A 23,775-nucleotide genomic window follows, 5' to 3' on the forward strand; every position below is an offset into this window, starting at 1 on the left:
ACCCTTAGGAAAACAAATGCACATTGTATGTTCCCATTGCCTTGCAATAAACCGTATTCCAGAAGACAAAAGTCATACTCAGGCCAAATGTGGTAAGTGCCAGCAAGCGGCTTATTCTTCGAGTCCTGTTGAGTTAACTGATGCTTCTTTCTACCGTTATATAGAAAAAAACGACTTGCCTGTGATTGTCGATTTTTGGGCAAGCTGGTGTGGGCCCTGTAAAGCAATGGCACCTGTTTTTAATGCAATAGCTAAACAATCTGAAGAACTGTTATTTGCTAAAGTGAATACCGAACAAGCGCAACAAGTTTCGGCAGATGCCTCTATTCGTAGTATCCCTACGCTGATCTTTTTTCTTCATGGTAAGGAGATCGATAGAGTGTCTGGTGGCTTAAGTGAGTCACAATTAAAAAACTGGATAATGCAGTGTCTACAAAAATTGGCTTAGCCCCTTAAGCTGTTAAATGCCCCCTATACGACGACTGATTAGGCCTAAGGTGTTGATGATTAATTCAACTCACATAGGCCAATCTGTATTGCTTCAGTGAAATTAAAACAGTGTGCTATTTATTCGTATCTCAATTTTTGTAAAACTACTTCTGTGCGGCAATGATAGTGACTTCGACTAATAACTCAGGCCTAGCCATAGATGCCTGAACACAAGCTCTTGCAGGCGCGTGGCCTTGTGGTACCCAGTTATCCCATACAGCATTCATAGCCGCAAAGTCTTGCATGTCTTTAATATACACAGTGACTGAGAGCATATGTTCTTTATCACTGCCCGCGTCTAATAACAATTGTTCAACCTTGTCGAGCATGGTTTGAGTTTGGTGTTCTATGCCTTGGGTGGCGTCTGCGCAAACTTGTCCACAAAGGTAAATAGTACCTTGGTGGATCACAATTCGACTCATACGTTGTTTGGTTTCTTGGCGTTGAATACTTGTCATTTTTACAGTTAACTCCTGATTTTTTGAAGTGGTGATCATAGCAAGATTGAGATTTTTGATAAGTTTTAAAATAAGACGGACCAGATATGACTCATACCGCTATCCATAAAAAAGCGCCATAACTTATTAAAGAAATGACGCTTTGAACTACAGTTCTTAGCGGAGCAGCTTACTTTATATTAACGCTTTTACTGCCTTAGGTGTGATTGGTAAGTCGCGCATTCTGGCACCTACTGCATTATATATTGCGTTACCAATTGCTGGGGCAACTGCAATTAAACCAGGCTCTCCGAGTCCGGTCGGCGCTTCAGTATTTTCTACAAAACTGATATCTAATTCAGGTACATCTGCCATGCGTAATGGTGTATAGCTATTTAAGTTTGTGTCTGCAACTTGACCATCTTTAATAGCCGTTCCTTCGTGTAATGCAAGGCTAAGCCCCCAAAGCATGGCGCCTTCTGTTTGTGCTAATGCGCCATCAGGGTGAACAACAGTGCCGCAGTCCATAACACTAGTGAGTTTTAATACTTTCACTTCACCCGTTTTAGGATTTACTCTTACATGGGCCACACAGGCACTCCATGTAGGCATAGTGCGTTCTTGTCCTGCCGCTATTGCCACACCTAAACCTTCGTTTTTAGGTAAGGTTTTCCCCCAATCAGATTTAATTTTTGTTTCGTTTAGCACATGAGAAAGGCGTTTTGCTCCACCTACGGCTACAGGTTCTGAACCTGAATTTTTACCTTTTGCATCTAACAATTTCATACGAAAATCAACAGGGTCAACATTTTGAGCATGGGCGACTTCATCCATAAAAGACTCGACGCCCCATGCAATCCAACCAGGACCTACAGCACGTAACCAACCTGGTACAAAGGTTTTTTGTGCCAGTGTGTTGTTGATGGCGCGCACTCTATGATTGTTGAGGCTGTACCAATGGTCGGCGCCACTAATAGAAAAACTGTCAACTTTGGTTTTTTTATCAACGCTGTCTGGCATAAAACCGGGCGCCATGGTCAAGGTTGGCCATCCCGCAGCGGCGGCATGATCAATACCTTGCAACGCGTTGTCGCCATCCCAATAGGCCGCGAAATGTTGCACTGAAGGAGAGCGAATACAATCGAAACGTGAATCATCTTCGCGAGTAAATACCAATTTCACCGGTTTACCTATAGCTTTAGCCGTTAGAGCTGCAGGGATCATGTAGTCACCCGCTAACCGCCTACCAAAACCACCGCCGAGATAATATTGATGAATGATGACTTTATCGTCGGTGAGTCCAACGGATTTCGCGACAACGGGCAAAAATAACGATTGCCATTGGTTGCCTGTATGTACATGACAAATACCATCTTTGAATTCGACGGCGGCATTCACTGGCTCTAAAGCAAAGTGCAATACCGAAGATGTTTTGTAAGTGGAATCGATTGATTTTTTTGCCTCAGCAGATGCTTTATCTATGTCTCCATGATCAACAAAACGTCCACCAGAGGTTTTGTCAGCAACTAGTTTTTCGCCTTCATCAATTAAATCTTGTTCACTAACATTGGCCGTTTCACCCGCCTGATACTCTACATTCATAGCTTGGGCTGCTTGAATTGCGCCAAAGTAAGTATCGGCCAGTACCGACACCCAACCTTGCAGAATATTACTGGGATCCTGCAAAATCTCATAACCTAAGTAACCTTTAACCTTAGTCGCTTTGGTATCGTTTACTTTCAGTACTCTTGAACCATAACGTGTGGGAGGTATTAACGGACGGGCGTACACCATGCCAGGGATTTCTACGTCAAGGCCATATTTTGCGGTGCCTGTCGTTTTTGCGGGTACATCTAAAGCGTTACTGGGTTTAGCGATTAACTGTCTGGTTTTAGGATCTTTGGGTGTGAACAGGGCCAGCTCTTCTGCGCTAAACGTCCTATCAATACTGCCCTGACTAATTATATCAGCGAAACTAATCGACTTGTCGCCACAAACTACATGACTATCTTGTGTTTTGCAGTCACTGGCTTGAACCTGAAGTAATTTTGCTGCGGCTTCAATTAAAACCGTACGCCCCGCTGCGCCTGCTTGGGACATGGGTAAGTAAGACTGCCAAACAGACCATGAACCGCCAGTGACCATGTATCCCCATTTGGGATCGGTATCTACATGTTTGATCGAGACGTTATCCCAATCAGCCCCCAATTCATCGGCAACAATACGGGCGATGGCAGTACCTACGTGTTGTCCCATTTCAGCTCGCGAAATGTTGATTAGAATTGAACCTGATTGATCAATTTCAAACCACACTGTTGGACTAAAGCGCTTTTTATTGAGGGAAGTAGCCGCTGATTCTGAGGAGTAAGCAGTCATTGCTGGTGCAAAGGCCATAACTAAGCCTGTGCGTAAGGTTCCTATTAAAAAGTTACGACGGCTTTGTTGAATTTTTTCGGTTTTATTAAGGCGAGTCATTTTACACTACTCCCTGTTGATTATTACCTTCTAGAATACTCTCTCTTTTGGGATCATAAATTTCTACGACGCTGGCGCTTGCTGAAGATACTTGCTTAATTGCTTCTTTGATACGCTTATATGACATACAACGACACAAGTTTCCGTTCATATGATTAACGATTTCTGCATCTGAAGGATTGGCATTCGTCGCCAATAACGCAGTGGCCTGCATGATTTGTCCAGACTGACAGTAACCACATTGAGGCACCTGGTGCTCAACCCACGCTTTTTGCAAAGGGTGTTTATTCCCAAGCCCTTCGATGGTTGTAATTTTGCCTCCATCCAGAGCGCTAATTGGCAATGAACAAGATCTTACCGGACTACCGTTTAAATGTACGGTACAAGCACCACACATGGCAATTCCGCAGCCAAATTTAGTCCCTTTGAGTCCAAATTCATCTCGAATGATCCACAATAAAGGTGTGTCTTTAGGTGCATCAGTACTCATTTTTTTACCGTTAAGTGTAAATGTAATCATAGTTATGCTTCTTGTCCGGTTGAGAAATTAGCTTGGTAATGTCGCTTAAACAGTGTAGCAACAAAAACTAATGTTGATAGCGATGTAACTGATTAATCTCGAAGTCAAACTTGCACACGTTTAAACGGCAAGTTACCTATCAGTTGTATTGATTGGTTAACATCTTAAAAGCTTATTTATAGTTTGCATCAGAGGTTGTTAATCTATGGTTCACGAGTGAGCTTGAGAATTGATTCAATGCATAATAATAAAGATTTTTTAGGTAAAATTGTTTTAGTCACTGGCGCGGCTTCCGGCATAGGGCAAGCCGCTGCACGTTCTTTTGCGCATCAAGGAGCTAAGGTGGTTTTGGCAGACATTGATACCCAAGGTGAACATTTGGCACAAGATCTTGTTTCCCATGGTCTTCAAGCTGTTTTCCAAGAATGTGATGTCAGTAATAGCGGGTCAGTAACGGCACTTTTTGACTTTATTCAAGAGACTTTTGGACGTTTAGATATTGCATTTAATAACGCCGGCATCGACATAGAGTCAAGCAAACTGGCTGAAGGAAGTGAAAACGTCTTTGATAAAATTATGGATATCAATGTCAAAGGTGTGTGGTTATGTATGCAACATGAGATCCAAAGCATGCTAAAAACTGGTGGTGGAGCCATTGTGAATACTGCATCTGTAGCGGGGTTAGGCGCTGCACCTAAAATGAGTATTTACGCTGCAAGTAAACATGCAGTGGTTGGATTGACTAAGTCAGCGGCAGTAGAATATGCCAAAAAAGGCATTAGAGTGAATGCCATTTGTCCAGCGGTGATTGATACCAATATGTATCGGCGCGCCATTGCGGGAGATGAAAAGAAGAGCCATATGATTGGCTCGATGCACCCTGTTGGCCGAGTGGGAACAGTAGAAGAAGTCGTTGCCGCAGTGCTGTATCTAAGTTCTGATGCTGCAAGCTTTACAACTGGATCTACCTTACCCGTGGATGGTGGTTCGACCGCAATATAAGGCTGCAAATAAAGAAAAGTAGCCTCGAGTGTAGAATTGAGATATCGCATTCGCTCAACAAGAGTGCTGTTTAAACTTGAATCTATCAATTAGGATATAACTAGTTGCAGCTGAGTTGGACCAAAGGCTGCTTTGTTTAACTAATTTTAGATTCTGGAAAATCATGCAAAAGTCGCACGCTGAATCCCTTCAAGACTCAGAAAATGTAGAAAAAAACCAAAGATTAACTAATATTCCGAGCATCAAATGGATCCTATTGCTGGCGGTTTTTTATACTCTATATTTTGCTCAATCACTCATTATTCCATTGGTATTAACTATACTCATCGCGCTTCTATTGAGCCCATTAGTAACAGTGTTAAAACGCCTACGTATACCACGTTCGCTATCTTCTATCGCGTTAATGGCTATGCTCATTGCACCTTTTACATTGTTAGGACTCGAATTATTTGAGCCCGCCCAGAAGTGGGCGAAACTTATCCCTAAACTATCTGTGCAGCTTACTCAGCAAGTTGAATCAATTAGTGACGCATTTGAAAAACAACAACACGAGGAGTTGGTAAAAGCGAAACCAGTAAAAGAGTTTAGTTTTTTAGATTGGTTCAGTAGTGAAGATGTCGAAATTCAACCCAAGGAAACGACTAGCGACGTGGTGACTGAACACATTAAACAGGGAGGGCTCGAGTTTATTCTTGAAGCGTTAGGAGCCGCCCCGGTATTTTTAGCACAAGTTTTGGTTAGCATCATATTAATTTTGTTTTTGCTTATCTTTGGTCCTAGTCTTTTCAACGCCTTCATCAAGGAATTACCCACAAAAGAAAAACGCGAAAAAGCTATTAACTTGGTAAATATGACCCAAGCGCAGCTTTCTCGTTATATTATCACCGTTAGTATTATTAATTCTGGGTTAGGTTTAGTCACGGCCTTGGTTTTATATTTTATTGGTTTAGAAGATGCGCTTTTGTGGGGAGTCATGGTGGGAATTCTAAATTTCATTCCGTATGTAGGCTCTGTACTAGGTGTATTAATATTATCTTTAGCTGGATTAGTACAATATGGTGTCAATGTCTCAGTGTTACTGCCAGTGGCTGCTTATCTAGTGTTAAATATGCTTGAGTCACAGTTTATTACTCCGACCGTTCTGGGTAGGAACATGTTGATTAATCCTCTCGTTATTATGCTCTGGTTGATTATTTGCGGATGGCTATGGGGGCTTTCGGGTATTTTGTTGTCTGTACCGCTATTGGTATGTATCAAACTTGCTTTGTCTGAGTTAGGTCTTTGGGGAAATTGGCTCAGAATCATAGAAGCGGGTGGGTAATGGTCAATTAACTTTATTGGTTCAATGCTAGTAGTGAGTTTTTGTTCGCTATATTAGAAATGGTTTTACCGCTTCGTGACTGTAAAACCATTATTTGAGTGATTATTACTCACTCAAAATATCAACAATTTCTTTTAATTCTGCTAGTTGTTTAGTCAAGCAAGCAACCTGATGCTCTAGTTGACTAAGACGCTCTTGGTCTTTTGCGGATGTAGATGCTGAGTTTTCTTCCTGGTCAGCGTGAATGTGAGTTTTGGGCTGTGACTGGATTGGAAATACTTGGTCGCCACTAAATAAGTGTGCGTAACGAGAATCCCGTTTGCCAGGCTCACGCTCTAGTTTTACTACGAGTTGCTGGTCGTTCAAATCATGCAATTTGTTAAGGGTAGTTTCTACTTCATCTACGTTCTCAAAGTCGGCTAAGCGGTTGCTGCGAGTCCTAAGTTCTCCCGGAGTTTGCGGGCCGCGCAGTAGCAATACGCAGATAATCGCTAATTGTTGCCGGCTAAATTTCAAATCACTGAATTCGGTATTGCAAAAGCGATGTTTGTATTTTACCACTCTGCTACCAGTCCCAGTATGTTCGAGGATGAGTTTTTTTTCTCTAAGCTCATCGAGCACGTTTTGAACGTCCGATTCACTTAGGTTCATCACCGGTTCTCGATTACTTTTTTGATTACACCCAAGGGTTAATCCATTGAGAGACAGAGGATATTGATCAGGTGTAGTCACTTCTTTTTCGAGTAAAACACCAATAATACGAGCTTGAAGGGGCGTGAGTTGAATAAGCATTTAAGCGTCCTTTGGTACTGCTAGTTAGGCTTCATTATAAGGTGCAAATAGACTTTGCATATCCACTTTGGCTTTTAATTTTATAGCTAATAAAAATAATCCACCAAGTTTCCTGTGCAAAAATATTGCGTTGGCAGAAGGTGTATGCGCATATTCTTTTTCTAGTCCTAGTTGCATTCCTTGCTGCTGCAAACGTGAAGATAGGTCAGAGCCCGCAAAGTCGTAGGGCGATTCTGCATATAACGGTTCGCAAGCCATGTAAACTAGATCTGTAATATTGCGCTGTACATTTTCAGGTAAGTCTTGACGAATAAGCCCAATATCTAAAATTGCTTGGCGAATTTGTATTTTGTCATGACGACCGGCACCTTGCATTAACTGGCGGTAACCTTCGGCCATTTGTGATGTGTAAGTTCGGGTAGCGCCAAAGTCTAAAAGCACTATTTTTTGTGATTCTTGATCATATTGAAAATTGCCGAAGTTGGGATCAGTTTGCACCAGTTGGAAGTCAAATAACTCTTTGAAAAATAAACGCATTAACTGCGTCATAATTTGGTCCCGAGTGTGTTGAGATTGGTTGATTAACTGTTCTATTGGTAAACCGTCAACGAAACTCATTGCGAGAATCGAATCTGAACTCAATGCTTCATCTAATACAGGCATAACGAACGCATCATCGTTTTCAATAACAGCCGCGTAGCGATCTAAATATTTTCCTTCAAGAATATAATCCGCTTCATCATGCAGTTGTTTTTTAGCTTCTTCCAATAGTGGCTTAATGTCCAAACCTTTGGGTAATAACCCTGTTAACTTTATTAAGGTTGCGACATTATCTACGTCACTATCAATACTTTGCTTGATTCCTGGATATTGAATTTTAATTGCTAAACGTTTTAAGTCTTTAGTAATCACTTTATGCACTTGGCCAATAGAGGCCGCAGCTATAGGTTGTAACGGAAATTGTATAAACTCTTTCTGCCAGCCTTGGCCCCATTGTGTTTCTAACAAACTAACTAGTTCCTTTTCGGGCATAGACCTAGCGTCTGAACGTAACCGAGCGAGTAAATCTGTTAGCTCTTTTGGCAACATATCACCCGCATCCATAGATAACATTTGCCCCACCTTCATCGCAGCTCCACGCATTTGCGAAAGTTGCTCGGTCACACGCATCGCGTTTGATGGGGTGAGCAATAAGTCTTTTATTTTTGGTCGATTTCCTTTAGCTAATTCACTGATCCCTTCAGCAAGTACATTTCCAGCCACTCTTCCGGCCAAAGAACCTAACTTGCTGAATCGACTTAATCTGCCCTTGGGGATAGAAGCAGTCTTTGTATTATTTTGCATAGAGTAACGCCTCATAAAAAGGTCAGTACGTTGGGTGGTGAATTTCGGATTTATTCCACCACCAAACAGATTGGAAAAGTTAGTCTATATCCTTGCGGAGCAACTGGATAGGAGGCGTTTTTGGCAATATCCCAAATAGGCAGTCATTTGGGATGTTAGTAATCTCGTTCAATGTGACACAACAAAAATTTGGCACTGAGCATAAATAAACCACTGTCTTTGACAGGTGCAATTTAGATTGCTCAACTGCGCGTTATTCAGGTTGCGTGACGTCATATAGGGTACCAACTTCTAACAGTGGTGCAGCGTCTATATCTTCTGCGTCCATCATGGATGCAATACGTTGCATGGTAGAAACCAATTGAGTTTGCTCCCATTCTTGAAGCTTTTCAAAACGGTCAATAAAATGAGCTTGCAGTGGGCGAGGCGCATTTTCTATGACGGTTTTCCCGTGCTCAGTAAGATGCAGGCCAACCCTGCGTTTGTCTGTAACAGAGCGTTCTCGAATAACGTAATTACGTGCTTCAAGTCTATCTAGGATACTCGTTACTGTTGCGGAACTAAGATTAATACTTTGCGCTATATCCTTAACCATACAACCGTTATGTTGCGCGATTTCCTTTAGCACAATAAGCTGAGGGCTAGTCAATCCACTTTCCTTAGATAATTTTTTTGAGTAAAGCCCAATGGCTCGGGTGACCTTTCTTAACGATACCAATAACTCTTCATATTTTTGCATAAAACTGACCTTTGAACATCTTTGAACATCTTTGAACACCGGCCGAAAAGTTTAAATATTAACGTCCGATAAATGTCGCTTAATGTAAGAGTAATTAACCTAGAGTTCAATTTTTATATTCAGTATTAATCACTTTATTTACCTAAAATTTATCCTAGGTAAAGTTCAACTCTATCTAATTATTGCCTCAATGAACTATGTTATATCGATCGGGGTGTAGAAATTTTATTAAAAAATAGTTAGTATACGAATTATTAGATTACTAGGTAATTTTAGTCAAACTTTTTAAGAGGACCAAAATGCAGCTTTCAAACCCTTCATGACCCCTCCAAGAGAATAAGCTTTAATTTCAAAAGCTCTTCAAATAAACGAAACATCAGGCAATGACGCCTACATCAATGAATTAGCGTTGAATTTCGCAAGGTAAGAAGTTAGTTATTATGAACAGATTTAATTGGAAACGTATTGTCATAAAAGTGGGAAGTGCATTAATTGCACCTCATGGAAAGGGGTGTAGTAGCCAGTACTTAGAAAGTATTGCACAATTTATTGTAAGTTGTCGTACGCAAGGAATCGATGTGGTCCTTGTGTCATCAGGGTCGGTAGCGGCAGGTTCACATTTATTTCCAAGTGAATTACAACAAACCATTCCTATTAAAAAGGCTATGGCCGCTGCGGGTCAAGCAGAAATGATTGCAACCTGGGAAAAGCTATTTGATTTTGCAACTGCACAAATGCTGCTGACTCGTTGCGACTTGCGTGATAGAGAGCGCTACATTAGCGTAAGAGAAACCATCTTTACGTTACTCGATCATGGTGTATTACCCATCATTAATGAAAATGACACTATAGTGACCGACAAGTTAAAGGTGGGAGACAACGATAATTTATCTGCGATTGTTGCGGCCGCAGCGGACGCAGATGCTTTGATCATTTGTTCCGACATTGATGGCTTATACAATAAAAATCCTCATAAACACCAAGACGCGGTTCTTATCCCAAATATTTCGGAAATAAATGCAGAAGTGTTCGCAATGGCAGATGGAGCGACAAGTGCAGTGGGCACGGGTGGCATGATAACTAAAGTAGAAGCAGCGAAGAAAGCCACCTTGCATGGAATTGACACCTATATAGTTAATGGTTTTACAGAATTGTCTTTTACTAAGTTGTTAAACGGTGAGAATCCTGGAACGCGGTTTTCTTCGGCATCCTCTCCTATGCTGGAGCACATTCATTGGATGACACATACCTCTACGGCTCAAGGTGAGGTGATAGTTGAGGATGACTTTAAGGCTAAACTTGATGCACACAGTGAACAACTTACCAGTGAAGACTTAGTCGAAATTAAAGGTGAATTTGCTGTGGGTGATACGATTTTGGTCCGCAGGAATGACGGCACTAAGTTGGCGAAAGCCAAGTCAAATTATAGTAGTTGTTTGCTGAGCTTTATTACTAATCAAGAAGACAAAAACTTTGCGAGTGATTTTCAAGAGCAAACAGGGCCTATTATTTCAGACAAAAATGTCGCGTTGTTGGAGACAGTATGAGTGTAATAAAAAATTTAACATTGGGCGCGGTTAAAGCATCCAAAACCTTAGCAGTGTTAGATGAGTCAATCAAAAACCAAGTACTACTAGCCATGGCTAAAGCTTTACGTCAAAAAAAGCAGGTTATTTTAACGGCTAATGAGCAAGACTTGGTGTTAGCGAAAGAAAACAATTTGGGCAGTGCGATGCTCGACAGGCTGACGCTAGATCCCCATAGAATTGAAGCAATGGCATCGGGAATTGAAGTGATTGCTGGACTCGAGGATCCTGTCGGGGCACTGCGAGCAGTCAGCGAGCGTCCAAATGGATTACAGATCCATAAAATGCGGGTTCCCCTTGGTGTAGTTTGTATGATTTTCGAAGCACGACCTAATGTAACAGCAGACGCTGGCGCGTTATGTTTTAAATCAGGAAACGCAGTAATTTTGCGAGGTGGCAAAGAAGCGTTGATCTCTAGTTTAGCGATAGCCGAAGTTTTACAAGAAGTTCTAACGTCATTCGATTTGCCTAAAGAGCTTATTACTGTTGTGCCAGATCCCAGTCGTGATTTGATGTTTGAGTTGATGCAGCAACGGGATAGTATCGATGTAATCATCCCAAGAGGCGGTGAGGGCTTGATTAATTTTGTAACTGATAACAGTAGAATCCCAGTGATTCAGCATTTTAAAGGTGTTTGTCATCTCTATATAGACAAAGATGCTGACCAGAGTGTTGCAATGGATTTATTAATTAATGGTAAAACTTCTAGAACAGGAGTATGTAATGCAATTGAGGGATTATTGGTCGACCAATCTATTGAAGCGGAATTCTTGCCGAAAGTGGCCGAAAAGTTAAAAGAAAAGCACGTCAAAGTCCACGCTTGTGGAAACGCTTGCCAATATTTCAGTAACGCAAACTTGTTAGAAGTGGAAGGTTTTGGTCAAGAATACTTAGAGCTTGAGATAGCTATTCGTGTTGTAGACGGAGTCGATGAGGCCATGGCGCATATAGATAGGTTTGGTAGCCATCATACTGAAGTTATCTGTACCCGAAATGAATTAACAGCAAAACGTTTTCAGCGTTCAGTTGATGCCTCTGTGGTAATGGTGAATGCCTCCTCGCGTTTTTCAGATGGCAGTGAGCTTGGGTTAGGTGCCGAAATTGGAATCGCAACCACTAAGTTACATGCATATGGCCCTATGGGAATCGAGTCACTCACCACTGAGAAATACTTGGTTAAAGGTGATGGACAAATTCGCGCTTGACTTAAATCGTAACAGAGACGGGTCGTCTGGGCTTTGTTACCTTCCTATTTTCCAATTAAAGTAGTAATCATAATGATTGTATTGTGTGTGTCGGTGATTTACTCTCCGTACACCTAGTCATTATGAGTCTATCTTGATGGAACACCATAGTAATTCGATTGAATCGGAAATAAACAAAAAACTTACTGAGTTAACCCATGCGCAAAAAGATCGTTTAGCTTTTATTGATTTTAGTTTGCAGTTTTTTGGTCATGTAGCTCGTAACGATTTGATTCAACGTTTTAAAACAGGATTGGCAGCCAGTACTCGAGATTTTAGTACTTACAAAGAACTAGCACCGCAAAACCTTATTTTACGACACCAAACTAAAAGTTATCACCGCACAGAAAATTTTCGTGCGGTCTTTAGTCATGATCCTGAAGTGATCTTGACCTCTTTAAGTCGCGGATTTGGCAATGGTATTTCTACAGGAGTGCAACCTTCTGAGCAGTGTTTTGACGCGGTCAGGCTGATACATCCCGAAGTGACTATTATCGCAAGCATTATGCGAGCGATTCATAATAAACATGCCATTAAATGCGGGTACGTATCAGTTTCTTCTGGGGAAACTGAAAGGGCGTTAGTACCGCATTCCATAGTAAATAATGGTCATCGATGGCATGTTCGCGCTTATGATCGAAAAAGTAACAGTTTTCGAGATTTTGTGTCTACACGATTTACTTCTATTGAGCCCATTCAAGGCGCAGTGCATGTACATGAAGCGAGCCATTATGATCAGCAATGGCAACAAATAGTAGAAATAGTGCTTATTCCCCACCCTAAGATTCAGCATCCTAAAGCGATCGAGATGGATTACGATATGTTGGATGGAAAACTGACAGTGCAATTGCGGGCAGCTGTCGCTTCTTATGTTTTGCGGCAGTGGCAGGTGGATTGCTCAACGCAGTATAATAATAGTCAAACCAGTTGTCAGTTAGCGCTCGCTAACTTAGATGCTTTGGAACTTATTGAGAACATTTCTCTGGTCCCCAGTATTAGTTAGGAGAACATATTATCTAGTCTAGATCTCGAAAACTGATCACATCGTCTACTCTATGTTTAATAGCATGGTGTTTAGACTGCTCTTTCAGTGAGAATATAGTAATACTGGGGAATAGGGATATACGTTTAAGCAAATAGCTTATTTCTTGGTTGGCGTATTTATCCTGTGAATCTTGAACTTCGGTTGCTTTTGCAAACAAAGCGTCAGCTTCGTCAAAGAATAATATCCAGTGTCGCGATTCTGCCTGTGCAATCAGTTTTGACAGATTTTTTTCAGTTTCTCCAATATATTTTTCGACCAACCGATGACAGTCTAGGAAACATACCGTTTGTTTTGTGACATGGGCGAGTTGATTGAGTTGCCGCGCTTTCTCGGTATTGTTGTTACCGCAAAAAACGAGTTTGGTACTGATATTTTTTGCTGCTCTCAATTGTACGTTTTTTAACTTATCGGCATCGTCGTGACTAATAGCTGTATCCCGTGTGATGGAAACGGGTTTTGAAAGTAAATGAATGTATGAGTCTGGACCATGATGGTACTCACTAAATACCGGTTTGTAGCTTGTGATTGCCAAAATCACTCTCCTATTTTGATTTTTAATTGTTTAATGCAATAAAAAGACACACGTATCACTATAGCAAACCCAAATATTTGTCATGGAATTTAATTTCACTGCGGTGAATTGCGCAAGAACTTGGTTTTTTAAGCTCATAGAGCATAAGCAATAGCCATAATTGCTTTCTAATTTAGTCGAATTCTGCTATTTTTCACCCTCAAATAGACGTCCAGATGTCTCAAACTAAAATCTCAGTCGGAAAATCTCATGAGCAAAGTGTCGTTGCCAAAAGAAAAAATCAAAATTTTGTTACTAGAAGGTCTACATCAAAGCACCTTGGATACTCTTCATGCTAATGGCTATGAAAACATTGAGTATTTAAAAACATCACTTCCTGAAGACGAATTAATTGCCAAAATTAAGGATGTTCATTTTATAGGTATTCGTTCAAGAACACAGTTGAATGAGAATGTGATTGCTGCCGCTAAAAAATTAGTTGCCGTTGGATGTTTTTGCATAGGTACTAACCAAGTTGATTTAGCTGCCACACAAAAACGTGGAATCCCTGTGTTTAATGCGCCGTTTTCGAATACACGTTCTGTAGCAGAGTTGGCCCTTGCGCAGATTATTTTGTTGTTACGTGGTGTTCCTTCGAAAAACGCTAAAGCGCATAGGGGAGTTTGGGATAAAAGTGCCGTTGGCTCATTTGAAGCGCGAGGTAAGACTTTAGGTATTATCGGTTATGGGCATATTGGTACCCAATTAAGCATATTAGCCGAACACTTAGGTATGCGCGTGCAGTTTTACGATATTGAGAATAAATTGGTTTTGGGTAATTCAACACAAAGCAAAACCCTAAAACAATTACTAAATACTTCTGATGTGGTCACGCTACACGTTCCAGAAACGCCACAAACTCAAAATATGATTGGCGCGAAAGAACTAGGAATGATGAAAGACGGTGCAATTCTTATGAACGCCGCCAGAGGTACAATTATCGATATTGATGCGCTAGTAGAAGCTCTTAAAAGTGGTAAGTTGGCTGGTGCTGCGATTGATGTTTTCCCCGTGGAACCTAAGTCAAACGATGATCCCTTTGAATCACCACTCACGCAATTTGATAATGTTATTTTGACGCCACATGTTGGAGGCAGTACCCAAGAAGCCCAGCAAAATATCGGAATTGAAGTGGCAGGCAAGCTAGCTAAGTACAGTGATAATGGCTCGACTTTGTCAGCGGTTAATTTCCCAGAGGTGTCTTTACCTGAACAAGTGGAGCGTTCTCGTTTACTACACATCCATAGAAATATACCGGGTGTGCTAACACAAATTAACCAAGCGTTTGCTCAAAAGGGGTTGAATATTGCCGCTCAGTATCTACAAACAAATGAAAATATTGGTTACGTTGTGATTGATGTCGAAACTGACCATGCTGAAGAAGCATTTGAGCAATTGCAAAAAATTGAAGGAACAATTAAAACCAGGATTTTGCATTAGTCACCACGATAAGCAGATTTAAATAAAAATGCCTGCTTTTTAGCAGGCATTTTTATTTTATAAGTGACGTTTTGTTTGAATTGGCGGAGTTGTTATGAAATGGGTAAGACTATAGTAAACTCTACCCCTTTGCCCAATTCAGAGCGACAGTCAATCGTGCCTCGAAGCACTTTCATTATTATGTTATTGCAGATATGCATACCTAAGCCGCAACCATCCTTTTCTCTGGCTAAAGTGAAAAATGGCTTGTACATGTTTTCGATCGTTTGGGTATCCATTCCTTTGCCATTGTCTTTATAAACTAAGATTAATTTTCTATTTGTTGCTGAGTCATATTCAATATTCGCTTTTATCGTAATTTTCCCTTTAGCATCATTTGCAAAAGCATGGTGTGCTGAATTCATGATTAAGTTAATCAATATCTGACTCAAAGCACCTGGATTACTATCGATAGTTAAGTCAGTTGGGATATCCACACAAATTTTGTGAGGCGTATGCTTTAATCTAGGTTTTAACGAGAGCAAGACTTCGTAGACATATTCACACAGCTTGAATCTACGGACCTCCTGACTGTGTTGATCGACAGATAAGCGTTTAAAGGTCTTGATTAATTCATCTGCTCTGAGCATATTGCGCTCGATGATCCGTGATGCCTCAGCAGATTCTGTTAAATAGGTGATAAGTTCCGAGCGTTTGAGTTGTTCATGCTGTACTTTTTCTAGACACGATTTTTGCATGTCATCTAAAAAGCTAGCTGCAGTTACTGATACCCCGATTGGAGTGCTTATTTCGTGAGTTAGGCTAGACATCATTGTGCCTAAAGCCGCCATACTTTCCAATTCTAATAATTGACCTTGTACTTCGGCTCGTTGCTCAATGGCTTTTTTCAACAAACCGTTTATGTCTTCTGCGGTTTCCTTTTGCATCATAAACTTTTGATGAAGGGTTATTTTATGCTGCAACTCCTGTGTTTTTCTTTTTGAATGGAATAACAACGCACAAATACTTTTGGCTGCTCGACTTAGCAATGACAACTCTGACGAACTGGCCTTTCTAGTGGTATTAAATAAAGCACTAAACAAACCAATAATCGATCCATCATCAGTGATTATTGGCACCATCCAGTTAGCAACAATTTCTTCTAAATCTGTTGCTTCTACAAACATGGATTGCCAAGTTTTAGACGCAGTCATATCAGGCACAATTACGTCAATGCCTCGTGATAATTCGGAACCTAATTCAGATTTAGGATTGTTTAGAAAATGTTTGATGAGGTTATTAATAAAACTCGCATAGAGATCATTACTTTTATTAAGGGAACGGAAAGTGGACTTCTTGTTATCTAGTAGCAGTACCTGACAATGACAACTGCCTAAAATAGTTTCTAAACATTTAGTAATAGCATTTAGAGCAAGATCTAAGGGATGACCATGTAGCATGCTTTCCATTGCACAAGCACGAGCTTCGTCTAATAGGTGCTGGGACGCTAACGAAGTATGTAATCCATTATCGTCATTGGAGATAAGTTTTAGGGACTGCATAGATTTTATTGTTTTTATTAGAACTATACTTTGGCTCTTAAGTTAACATAAATGTAACCAGTTGTAAAAGTAACGGGCTATGTTATAAATCACCATGTATAGCTTGCAGCGCCGATATGGCGGCTATTGCGGCGGTTTCGGTTCGTAATACTCTTGGACCCAGTTGAATGGTGTGAAACCCATTTTGTTCTGTTTGGTAAATTTCTTGCTCCGTCAAACCTCCTTCTGGTCCAATAAGTAACCTAGCACCAGTAGCTGGCATACTTATATGTCTAAAAGCTTTATCAGCGCGAGGGTGCAGTGTAAGGCGAATTTGGTTGGTCGATAGTTTTATCCAATCTGCAAATACCAGAGGGGGATGCAATTTAGGCAATACGTTTCTGCCACATTGCTCGCAAGCAGCGATGGCCAGTTTTTGCCATTGTTGATGTTTTTTAGACCACCTTTCTTTGCTGAGTTTGACTCCACAGCGTTCGGTGATAAGCGGAGTAATCTCTGTCACGCCTAACTCTATAGACTTTTGAATCACCCATTCCATGCGATCGCCTCTTGATATTCCTTGTCCGAGATGAATATTCAGAGGTGATTCTATACTAATAGAAATTTTAGAATCAATTTGTGCCACTACTTTACGTTTTGTGACTTCTGTTAACTGGGCACTATATTCGTTTCCATCGCCATTAAATAACACCACGGCTTGTCCAGTTTTAGTACGAAGTACATTGGCAAGGTGATTAGTCGCGTCTTCTGTCAAAGTGACACAGGAATCTGCCGACATTTCAAAAGGGTAGTAAATTCGGATAATACGCATTGTTCCACTCAGTAACCAATATTGTTTAAAAGAATGGTATCAATACAAAGGTATTTAAAGAAGAACAAGCACTCAAAATATTAAGCATCGGCGGATGGTCCAATTCCGCCTAGCCCTTAAATATTGCTCATATGAATTTCATCACATCATACAGACTGATGGATTAAGCGGTCTCTTTTTTAGGTGATATGGCGTTAGCACCTTTTCGAGCAAACTTAGTATTTTTCCCCTTTTCTGTTGACATAGAAAAAACGAAAAGTAAAACCAATGAAATAACTAATAAACTGACTAGTAACATTTTCAATTCCTTTAAAAATATTAGATCACCAAAAAACGGTGAGCTATATTATAGCACTATTTTTTTTTATGTTTAAAACAAAAAAAATTATTAAAAGAATAATTCTGCTGCCTCAAATCGAAGGCAATTATAGGTGCGCTAAATGACAAAATTATGAAGCGAGAATACCCATGTAAAACTAATATTGTAACTAGACTTTTGTCTAATTGATTAATAAATCAAATCAATTATTATGGGTGATGCATGGAGAATGGCATCTTATTTAATCGCAACAATTAATCAATAAAAGGTAGGAAAAATAATGTTTGGATTTGACGCGGAAAAAATGTCCGAAATGATGGAAACTTATGTGATTCCATGGGGAATCAACATTGTTATGGCAATTGTCATATACATTGTTGGTAAGATTATTGTAGGCATGTTGGTTAATGTCTTTGGTAAAGTAATGGCGCGTTCAAAGTATGACGATATGTTGATTGATTTCGTCAAGGCCATTATCAATGCAATTTTAATGTTGTTTGTTATTGTTGCTTCATTAGACCAACTTGGTGTTGACACAACATCTCTTGTTGCCATCTTAGGTGCGGCAGGCTTAGCTATTGGTCTTTCATTGCAGGGCTCGTTACAGAATTTCGCTGCTGGGGTTATGCTTCTAGTATTTAGACCATTTAAAGCGGGCGATTTCATTGAAGCTGGTGGTGCGATGGGTGTAGTAAAAAGTATTAGTATTTTCACTACCGTGATGACAACTGGCGATAACAAAGAAATCATTATTCCTAACGGTTCAATATACGGTGGGAATATCACTAACTATTCAGCCAAAGAAACTCGTCGTGTCGATATGGTTGTGGGTATTGGCTACGATAGTGACTTGAAAAAAGCCAAAGAAATTTTGAAAGAAATGGTTGCTGCAGACGAGCGTATTCTGAAAGATCCAGCTCCAACTGTTGCTGTAGCTGAATTAGCTGACAGCAGTGTTAATTTTGTTGTTCGACCTTGGGTAGCGTCTGCTGATTATTGGGCCGTTAAATTTGACTTTACTGAAGCGGTTAAGTTGAGATTTGATGCCGAAGGTATTTCTATACCTTTCCCTCAAATGGACGTACATCTTCATAAAGACGACTAGTCTTAAAACGTTTTCAAGATATGCCGCACTAGTATGTAATTAGTGCGGCATTTTTTTTGTATTCACAAAACTAAATTTTGCAACTAGGTTTGTTGCTCGCGGCGCGGTAATTACTTAAGGCATTAGGCATATTTTTTGATAAGTTTTTAATTCGTGTTGCTGGAAGAGGGTGAGTAGATAAAAGCTCCGGTTGCCTGTTACCTTCACTGGCTTTTTCCATGTTTTGCCACAAATTAACCGATTGTTGTGGGTCAAATCCTGCTTTAGCCATTAAGTCTAACCCTATAAGATCTGCCTCAGATTCGTGGGTTCGTCCGAAGGGTAATTGTACTCCTACTTGTACCCCTAAACCTAAACCTGCCATGATCAAATTACTACTGGCTATGCCATTGGTTTGCAACAGTTGATTAGTGACTTCCATTCCTACACCAATTAAAGCACTGCTAGACATTCTTTCATTTCCATGTTCTGCGATAACATGTCCTACTTCGTGACCAATTACAGCCGCTAATTGATGTTGATTTTCAGAAAGTTCGATCAAACCTGTGTACACACCAATTTTGCCTCCTGGCAGAGCGAAAGCATTGATTTGCGGAGAATCAAACACTACTAGCTCCCATTCTCCGGCAAACACTGACTTGGGCACATGTTGGGTAATGGCATCTGCAATACATTCAACATACTGATTAGATACCTGTTGGGTGGAAACCTTCTGTTCAGTTTTTATACCCGCAAAGGCCTGTTCTCCCATTCCAGCTAATTGAGAGCTTGAATACAGTTTTAGTTGATTTCGACCCAATGGAGATTTAGCACATGAAGAAAGAAAGATCGTGATGATTAAAATTAAGCAAAAATATTGAGTACAACGCATAGTGTTTTTTCACAAAGTCTAACAGTGATTCAAATTATACCCCTATTTTACGTATCGATTAAGCTTCCGTTCAGATAAAAACAGGTAACTTAAGCTTTTCCAAATTACTTACTTTAATTAATTATGCGTAAATTTTGTGTCGTTTCTGTAACCATATTAGGGATTTTTTTCTTAACGGCATGTGCCAATTCCAATCATGTTGACCATCAGGCAAAGAATCAATTTGTTACTGAGTTTTATGCTTGGGTAGAAAACGTAGAGAAAATTAAGTTTAAATCACATGTTGGTGAGGGGGCTGCAATAGGTGCGGTGGATGGACTACTCAGCAATGCGCGAGGCAATAGTGAAGATATGTTAGCCGGAGCCATAATTGGTGGGCTATTTGGTGGCTTGTTGACCGCATTATTTGAAGGAGATACTACTGGTTACGAATATCAACTCGCAGCAGTGGATGGTGATCTTGTGAGCGTCATTGCAGATAATAAATCCGCGGAACAAGGGCAATGTGTCAGCGTGAGAGTTGCCGGTGATGTGCGTATTAGGCTAGAAGCTATGGGAGTTTGCGATGAAGCTGCGCAAGAATATTCACAATTTTAATTAGCGAAAAAAAATATAGCCCCACAAGAGGCTATATTTTCTAGAATTTGACCTAATTAAATACTGGCTTTTAGACGTTCAGCAATATCGGTTCTTTCCCACGGAAATTCTTCTCGACCAAAATGTCCATAGGCAGCGGTTGCTTGGTAAATTGGGCGCTCTAAGTCGAGCATTTTAAGTAGTCCAAAAGGTCTAAGTTCAAAATTTTCACGTACTAAAGCCACTAAGACACTTTCTGACACTTTACCCGTTCCAAAAGTATCAATGCTGATTGAAGTAGGCTCTGCCACACCAATCGCGTATGACAATTGGATTTCACATTTGTCTGCTAATCCTGCGGCCACAATATTTTTAGCAACGTAACGACCAGCATAGGCAGCCGATCTATCTACCTTAGATGGATCTTTACCTGAAAAAGCCCCTCCACCATGCCTTGCCATTCCACCATAGGTGTCAACAATGATTTTACGGCCAGTTAAACCACAATCGCCCATTGGTCCTCCGATGACAAACCGGCCAGTAGGGTTAATAAAAAACTTAGTGTGTTTACTTAACCATTTTTCAGGCAGTACAGGCTTAATGATTTCTTCCATTACTGCTTCACGCAAATCAGCGGTACTAATGCTCTCGTCATGCTGTGTCGACAATACTACAGCATCAATCGCTACTGGCTCGTTATTTTCATACACAAAAGTGACCTGACTTTTTGCATCTGGCCTTAGCCAGTCTAGTTTTCCGTTTTTACGTACTTCAGATTGACGTTTCACCAATCGATGTGAATAGGTAATAGGGGCGGGCATTAAAACGTCTGTCTCGTTGCTTGCGTAACCAAACATCAGACCTTGGTCTCCGGCCCCTTGTTCTGCTGGTGAGCTGCGATCTACACCTTGATTAATATCAGGTGATTGTTTACCAATGGCATTTAATATGGCGCATGAATCTGCATCAAAGCCCATATCTGAATGTACATAGCCAATTTCTCTAACTGTTTTACGGGTTATTTCTTCAATGTCGACCCAAGCTGACGTTGTGACTTCGCCACCTACTAGCACCATTCCGGTTTTTACAAAGGTTTCGCATGCTACTCGCGCCTTTGGATCTTGAGTCAATATTGCGTCTAAAACTGCATCAGAAATTTGATCGGCAATTTTGTCTGGGTGTCCTTCAGAAACAGATTCTGAAGTAAATAAGTGTGAGGTCATAAGAGCACCTTGGTTTAATGTCGATATACGAATTTATGATGGTATTTTAGCAATTCAAATATAAAATACCAGTCTTTACTTCTAGACGTCCAAACGTCTATGAATTTTATTCTGCTAAGGTGTAAAAAAAAGTCATATGTAAATAATGATTCATAACGGATTTAGCATTGCAGTTATAAGCTAGCTAATACAAAATGCAGAGCTATCTTAGGTGGCTGTCGCATAGCGTTACGGTACACCATCATTATTGGATCAGTCAGGAGACTACATGTCGTCATCACGTCGAGAACTCGCCAACGCCATTCGCGCCCTTAGTATGGATGCTGTTCAACAAGCCAACTCAGGACACCCTGGAGCACCAATGGGCATGGCTGACATAGCACAAGTGTTATGGTCAGATCATATGCAACATAATCCTAATAACCCAGATTGGGCCAACAGAGATAGGTTTGTGTTATCTAACGGGCATGGCTCGATGTTGATTTATTCGCTATTACATTTGACAGGTTATGCACTTCCTATTGAAGAGTTAAGAAACTTCCGTCAATTACACTCTAAAACTCCTGGACATCCGGAATATGGATATGCGCCTGGAGTTGAAACTACTACAGGGCCGCTTGGTCAAGGTATCAGTAATGCAGTCGGTATGGCTATTGCCGAAAAAACCTTAGCTGCTCAGTTTAACCAACCTGATTTTGATGTGGTTGACCATTTTACCTATTGTTTCTTAGGTGACGGTTGTTTAATGGAAGGTATTTCTCACGAAGTCTGTTCTTTAGCTGGCACCTTAAGTTTAGGTAAATTGGTTGCGTTTTGGGATGACAACGGTATTTCAATTGATGGTCATGTTGAAGGTTGGTTCACCGACAATACGCCTGCTCGTTTTGAAGCTTATGGATGGCATGTCATTGCTGATGTAGATGGTCACGATCCACAAGCAATCGCTGACGCCATTATTGCCGCAAAAGCAGAAACCACTAAGCCGACCTTGATTTGTTGTAAAACTATCATCGGCTTTGGCTCTCCGAATAAGTCAGGTAGTCACGATTGCCATGGCGCACCATTAGGCGCGGATGAAATTAAAGCTGCGCGGGAGTTTTTGAATTGGCCACATGCTCCGTTTGAAATACCCGCAGACGTTTACGCTGGTTGGGATGCAAAAGTCGCTGGCGCTGAAAAAGAACAAGCGTGGAACGCGCAATTTTCAGCCTATCAGCAGGCACATCCAGAATTAGCCGCTGAGTTAACCCGGCGTTTAGCTGGTGACTTGCCAGCGGATTTTGCCCAAAAGGCCGATGCGTTTATTCAAGAGTCTCAAAATAAAGCTGAAAATGTAGCGAGTCGTAAAGCCTCGCAAAATTCTATTGAAACTTTTGCAACATTGTTGCCGGAAGTATTAGGTGGTTCTGCGGATTTAGCTGGATCAAACCTTACTATATGGTCTGGTACTAAAGGTATCTCAGCCGACGATGCAAGTGGCAACTATTTATACTACGGTGTCCGTGAGTTTGGCATGAGCGGTATTATGAATGGTATAGGTTTGCATGGAGGGTTCCGTCCATTTGGCGCGACTTTCTTAATGTTTATGGAATATGCTCGCAACGCTGTGCGTATGGCCTCATTAATGGGTATCCCGAATATTTTTGTTTATACCCATGACTCTATTGGACAAGGTGAAGATGGACCTACCCACCAACCTATTGAGCAAGTGGCAAACTTACGTTTAACGCCTAATCTGGCTACATGGCGTCCATGTGATGGTGCAGAAACCGCAGTCGCATGGAAATCTGCATTAGAACGCAAAGACGGCCCATCAGCATTAATCTTTAGTCGCCAAGGTTTACCTGCACAGCAACGCAACGTCCAACAGTTAGCTAACGTTGCTAAAGGTGGATATATTCTGAAAGATTGTTCGGGTACACCTGATGTCATCTTAATTGCTACGGGCTCTGAGGTTGGCATTACTGTCGAAGCGGCCGAGCAACTCACGGCGACTGGCATGGCAGTGCGTGTAGTGTCTATGCCTAGTACCACTGTATTTGATAAGCAGGACGATGAGTATCGTGAATCTGTGTTACCTATGTCAGTCACTAAACGTGTAGCGGTTGAAGCTGCTCATGTAGATTTTTGGCATAAATACGTTGGATTTGGTGGCACTGTTGTGGGTATGTCCACTTTTGGTGAATCTGCTCCGGGGGCGGCATTACTGAAACACTTCGGTATTACCTCAGAGGCAGTGGTTGCAGCTGCCAAAGGCTTAAATTAAAAGCCCTATTATTTTGCAAAGGCGCTTTTTAGCGCCTTTTTTCTATCGTCAAGTAATA

22 protein-coding genes are annotated in these 23,775 nt (G+C 40.9%); 10 read left to right on the forward strand and 12 right to left on the reverse strand.

Translation table 11 applies throughout. The annotated features are described in order from the left end of the window. Window positions 1-16: 16 nt before the first annotated feature. Window positions 17-448 carry a thioredoxin TrxC gene (gene trxC, locus ABJK37_RS15375; protein ID WP_348355747.1) on the forward strand — a complete coding sequence of 144 codons (432 nt, stop codon included), beginning with the start codon at window positions 17-19 and terminating at the stop codon, window positions 446-448. Window positions 449-593: 145 nt separating this feature from the next. On the opposite strand, the gene ABJK37_RS15380 is transcribed toward trxC, so the two are convergent. The 3 genes from ABJK37_RS15380 to ABJK37_RS15390 all read right to left on the reverse strand — a co-directional run bounded on the left by ABJK37_RS15380 (window position 594) and on the right by ABJK37_RS15390 (window position 3,921). After that, the gene (locus ABJK37_RS15380) at window positions 594-947 is read right to left on the reverse strand and encodes a RidA family protein (RefSeq protein WP_348355750.1); all 354 of its coding nucleotides are present in this window, start codon (window positions 945-947) and stop codon (window positions 594-596) included. Between the two features lie 174 nt (window positions 948-1,121). After that, window positions 1,122-3,401, reverse strand: coding sequence for a molybdopterin cofactor-binding domain-containing protein (locus tag ABJK37_RS15385; RefSeq protein ID WP_348355753.1), 2,280 nt, complete (start codon window positions 3,399-3,401; stop codon window positions 1,122-1,124). 1 nt (window position 3,402) lies between these two features. Then, on the reverse strand, window positions 3,403-3,921 hold the full coding sequence (locus tag ABJK37_RS15390) for a (2Fe-2S)-binding protein (RefSeq protein ID WP_348355756.1): 519 nt from the start codon (window positions 3,919-3,921) through the stop codon (window positions 3,403-3,405). A gap of 237 nt (window positions 3,922-4,158) precedes the next feature. Here ABJK37_RS15390 and ABJK37_RS15395 point away from each other — a divergent pair, with 237 nt between their 5' ends. After that, window positions 4,159-4,923 (forward strand): SDR family oxidoreductase, encoded by a 765-nt coding sequence (locus ABJK37_RS15395; protein WP_348355759.1) that lies wholly within the window; start codon window positions 4,159-4,161, stop codon window positions 4,921-4,923. 163 nt (window positions 4,924-5,086) lie between these two features. Next, on the forward strand, window positions 5,087-6,244 hold the full coding sequence (locus ABJK37_RS15400) for an AI-2E family transporter (protein ID WP_348355762.1): 1,158 nt from the start codon (window positions 5,087-5,089) through the stop codon (window positions 6,242-6,244). Window positions 6,245-6,349: 105 nt separating this feature from the next. Here ABJK37_RS15400 and ABJK37_RS15405 read toward each other — a convergent pair whose 3' ends face one another. The 3 genes from ABJK37_RS15405 to ABJK37_RS15415 form a co-directional block, all read right to left on the reverse strand. After that, a complete protein-coding gene (locus ABJK37_RS15405) occupies window positions 6,350-7,036 on the reverse strand; it encodes a DUF480 domain-containing protein (protein WP_348355764.1) in 687 nt (228 codons plus the stop codon). A 24-nt stretch (window positions 7,037-7,060) separates the two neighbouring features. Further along, complete coding sequence (locus ABJK37_RS15410; RefSeq protein WP_348355767.1) at window positions 7,061-8,380, reverse strand: AarF/ABC1/UbiB kinase family protein; 1,320 nt, start codon at window positions 8,378-8,380, stop codon at window positions 7,061-7,063. 253 nt (window positions 8,381-8,633) lie between these two features. After that, the gene (locus ABJK37_RS15415) at window positions 8,634-9,119 is read right to left on the reverse strand and encodes a MarR family transcriptional regulator (protein WP_348355770.1); all 486 of its coding nucleotides are present in this window, start codon (window positions 9,117-9,119) and stop codon (window positions 8,634-8,636) included. A gap of 440 nt (window positions 9,120-9,559) precedes the next feature. Between ABJK37_RS15415 and proB the strand changes: the two genes are divergently transcribed. The 3 genes from proB to ABJK37_RS15430 all read left to right on the forward strand — a co-directional run bounded on the left by proB (window position 9,560) and on the right by ABJK37_RS15430 (window position 12,952). Further along, the gene (gene proB, locus ABJK37_RS15420) at window positions 9,560-10,666 is read left to right on the forward strand and encodes a glutamate 5-kinase (protein ID WP_348355773.1); all 1,107 of its coding nucleotides are present in this window, start codon (window positions 9,560-9,562) and stop codon (window positions 10,664-10,666) included. Then, window positions 10,663-11,910 carry a glutamate-5-semialdehyde dehydrogenase gene (locus ABJK37_RS15425; protein WP_348355776.1) on the forward strand — a complete coding sequence of 416 codons (1,248 nt, stop codon included), beginning with the start codon at window positions 10,663-10,665 and terminating at the stop codon, window positions 11,908-11,910. The genes proB and ABJK37_RS15425 overlap by 4 nt, the downstream gene beginning before the upstream one ends. A gap of 136 nt (window positions 11,911-12,046) precedes the next feature. Then, entirely contained in the window at window positions 12,047-12,952 is a 906-nt protein-coding gene (locus ABJK37_RS15430; RefSeq protein ID WP_348355779.1) for a WYL domain-containing protein, read from the forward strand. 13 nt (window positions 12,953-12,965) lie between these two features. Here the strand turns inward: ABJK37_RS15430 and ABJK37_RS15435 are convergent, their stop codons facing one another. Next, window positions 12,966-13,526, reverse strand: coding sequence for an AAA family ATPase (locus ABJK37_RS15435; RefSeq protein ID WP_348355782.1), 561 nt, complete (start codon window positions 13,524-13,526; stop codon window positions 12,966-12,968). 249 nt (window positions 13,527-13,775) lie between these two features. On the opposite strand from ABJK37_RS15435, the gene serA reads away from it, so the two are divergent. After that, complete coding sequence (gene serA, locus ABJK37_RS15440) at window positions 13,776-15,005, forward strand: phosphoglycerate dehydrogenase (RefSeq protein ID WP_348355784.1); 1,230 nt, start codon at window positions 13,776-13,778, stop codon at window positions 15,003-15,005. Window positions 15,006-15,097: 92 nt separating this feature from the next. On the opposite strand, the gene ABJK37_RS15445 is transcribed toward serA, so the two are convergent. The 3 genes from ABJK37_RS15445 to ABJK37_RS15455 form a co-directional block, all read right to left on the reverse strand. Next, window positions 15,098-16,546: a HAMP domain-containing sensor histidine kinase gene (locus ABJK37_RS15445; protein ID WP_348355787.1), complete on the reverse strand. Its 1,449-nt coding sequence runs from the start codon at window positions 16,544-16,546 to the stop codon at window positions 15,098-15,100. An 82-nt stretch (window positions 16,547-16,628) separates the two neighbouring features. Beyond that, entirely contained in the window at window positions 16,629-17,357 is a 729-nt protein-coding gene (locus ABJK37_RS15450) for a 16S rRNA (uracil(1498)-N(3))-methyltransferase (RefSeq protein ID WP_348355790.1), read from the reverse strand. A gap of 163 nt (window positions 17,358-17,520) precedes the next feature. Then, on the reverse strand, window positions 17,521-17,655 hold the full coding sequence (locus ABJK37_RS15455) for a hypothetical protein (protein WP_348355793.1): 135 nt from the start codon (window positions 17,653-17,655) through the stop codon (window positions 17,521-17,523). A gap of 301 nt (window positions 17,656-17,956) precedes the next feature. Here ABJK37_RS15455 and ABJK37_RS15460 point away from each other — a divergent pair, with 301 nt between their 5' ends. Continuing rightward, window positions 17,957-18,781 carry a mechanosensitive ion channel domain-containing protein gene (locus ABJK37_RS15460; RefSeq protein WP_348355796.1) on the forward strand — a complete coding sequence of 275 codons (825 nt, stop codon included), beginning with the start codon at window positions 17,957-17,959 and terminating at the stop codon, window positions 18,779-18,781. A gap of 70 nt (window positions 18,782-18,851) precedes the next feature. Here ABJK37_RS15460 and ABJK37_RS15465 read toward each other — a convergent pair whose 3' ends face one another. Continuing rightward, window positions 18,852-19,652, reverse strand: a complete 801-nt coding sequence (locus ABJK37_RS15465; RefSeq protein ID WP_348355799.1) for a M48 family metallopeptidase — start codon at window positions 19,650-19,652, stop codon at window positions 18,852-18,854. A gap of 123 nt (window positions 19,653-19,775) precedes the next feature. Between ABJK37_RS15465 and ABJK37_RS15470 the strand changes: the two genes are divergently transcribed. Continuing rightward, entirely contained in the window at window positions 19,776-20,249 is a 474-nt protein-coding gene (locus tag ABJK37_RS15470; RefSeq protein WP_348355802.1) for a hypothetical protein, read from the forward strand. Window positions 20,250-20,305: 56 nt separating this feature from the next. On the opposite strand, the gene metK is transcribed toward ABJK37_RS15470, so the two are convergent. Next, a complete protein-coding gene (gene metK, locus ABJK37_RS15475) occupies window positions 20,306-21,451 on the reverse strand; it encodes a methionine adenosyltransferase (RefSeq protein ID WP_348355805.1) in 1,146 nt (381 codons plus the stop codon). Between the two features lie 268 nt (window positions 21,452-21,719). Here metK and tkt point away from each other — a divergent pair, with 268 nt between their 5' ends. Beyond that, a complete protein-coding gene (gene tkt / locus ABJK37_RS15480) occupies window positions 21,720-23,717 on the forward strand; it encodes a transketolase (RefSeq protein ID WP_348355807.1) in 1,998 nt (665 codons plus the stop codon). Window positions 23,718-23,775 lie beyond the last annotated feature (58 nt).

It is taken from the genome of Paraglaciecola sp. (assembly GCF_039964565.1).
Classification (GTDB): domain Bacteria; phylum Pseudomonadota; class Gammaproteobacteria; order Enterobacterales; family Alteromonadaceae; genus Paraglaciecola.

Bases quoted from the DNA above. Each gene is read 5' to 3' on its own strand.
- trxC (WP_348355747.1), top strand. From the start codon at position 17: ATGCACATTGTATGTTCCCATTGCCTTGCAATAAACCGTATTCCAGAA.
- ABJK37_RS15380 (WP_348355750.1), bottom strand. From the start codon at position 947: ATGACAAGTATTCAACGCCAAGAAACCAAACAACGTATGAGTCGAATT.
- ABJK37_RS15385 (WP_348355753.1), bottom strand. From the start codon at position 3,401: ATGACTCGCCTTAATAAAACCGAAAAAATTCAACAAAGCCGTCGTAAC.
- ABJK37_RS15390 (WP_348355756.1), bottom strand. From the start codon at position 3,921: ATGATTACATTTACACTTAACGGTAAAAAAATGAGTACTGATGCACCT.
- ABJK37_RS15395 (WP_348355759.1), top strand. From the start codon at position 4,159: ATGCATAATAATAAAGATTTTTTAGGTAAAATTGTTTTAGTCACTGGC.
- ABJK37_RS15400 (WP_348355762.1), top strand. From the start codon at position 5,087: ATGCAAAAGTCGCACGCTGAATCCCTTCAAGACTCAGAAAATGTAGAA.
- ABJK37_RS15405 (WP_348355764.1), bottom strand. From the start codon at position 7,036: ATGCTTATTCAACTCACGCCCCTTCAAGCTCGTATTATTGGTGTTTTA.
- ABJK37_RS15410 (WP_348355767.1), bottom strand. From the start codon at position 8,380: ATGCAAAATAATACAAAGACTGCTTCTATCCCCAAGGGCAGATTAAGT.
- ABJK37_RS15415 (WP_348355770.1), bottom strand. From the start codon at position 9,119: ATGCAAAAATATGAAGAGTTATTGGTATCGTTAAGAAAGGTCACCCGA.
- proB (WP_348355773.1), top strand. From the start codon at position 9,560: ATGAACAGATTTAATTGGAAACGTATTGTCATAAAAGTGGGAAGTGCA.
- ABJK37_RS15425 (WP_348355776.1), top strand. From the start codon at position 10,663: ATGAGTGTAATAAAAAATTTAACATTGGGCGCGGTTAAAGCATCCAAA.
- ABJK37_RS15430 (WP_348355779.1), top strand. From the start codon at position 12,047: ATGGAACACCATAGTAATTCGATTGAATCGGAAATAAACAAAAAACTT.
- serA (WP_348355784.1), top strand. From the start codon at position 13,776: ATGAGCAAAGTGTCGTTGCCAAAAGAAAAAATCAAAATTTTGTTACTA.
- ABJK37_RS15445 (WP_348355787.1), bottom strand. From the start codon at position 16,546: ATGCAGTCCCTAAAACTTATCTCCAATGACGATAATGGATTACATACT.
- ABJK37_RS15450 (WP_348355790.1), bottom strand. From the start codon at position 17,357: ATGCGTATTATCCGAATTTACTACCCTTTTGAAATGTCGGCAGATTCC.
- ABJK37_RS15455 (WP_348355793.1), bottom strand. From the start codon at position 17,655: ATGTTACTAGTCAGTTTATTAGTTATTTCATTGGTTTTACTTTTCGTT.
- ABJK37_RS15460 (WP_348355796.1), top strand. From the start codon at position 17,957: ATGTTTGGATTTGACGCGGAAAAAATGTCCGAAATGATGGAAACTTAT.
- ABJK37_RS15465 (WP_348355799.1), bottom strand. From the start codon at position 19,652: ATGCGTTGTACTCAATATTTTTGCTTAATTTTAATCATCACGATCTTT.
- ABJK37_RS15470 (WP_348355802.1), top strand. From the start codon at position 19,776: ATGCGTAAATTTTGTGTCGTTTCTGTAACCATATTAGGGATTTTTTTC.
- metK (WP_348355805.1), bottom strand. From the start codon at position 21,451: ATGACCTCACACTTATTTACTTCAGAATCTGTTTCTGAAGGACACCCA.
- tkt (WP_348355807.1), top strand. From the start codon at position 21,720: ATGTCGTCATCACGTCGAGAACTCGCCAACGCCATTCGCGCCCTTAGT.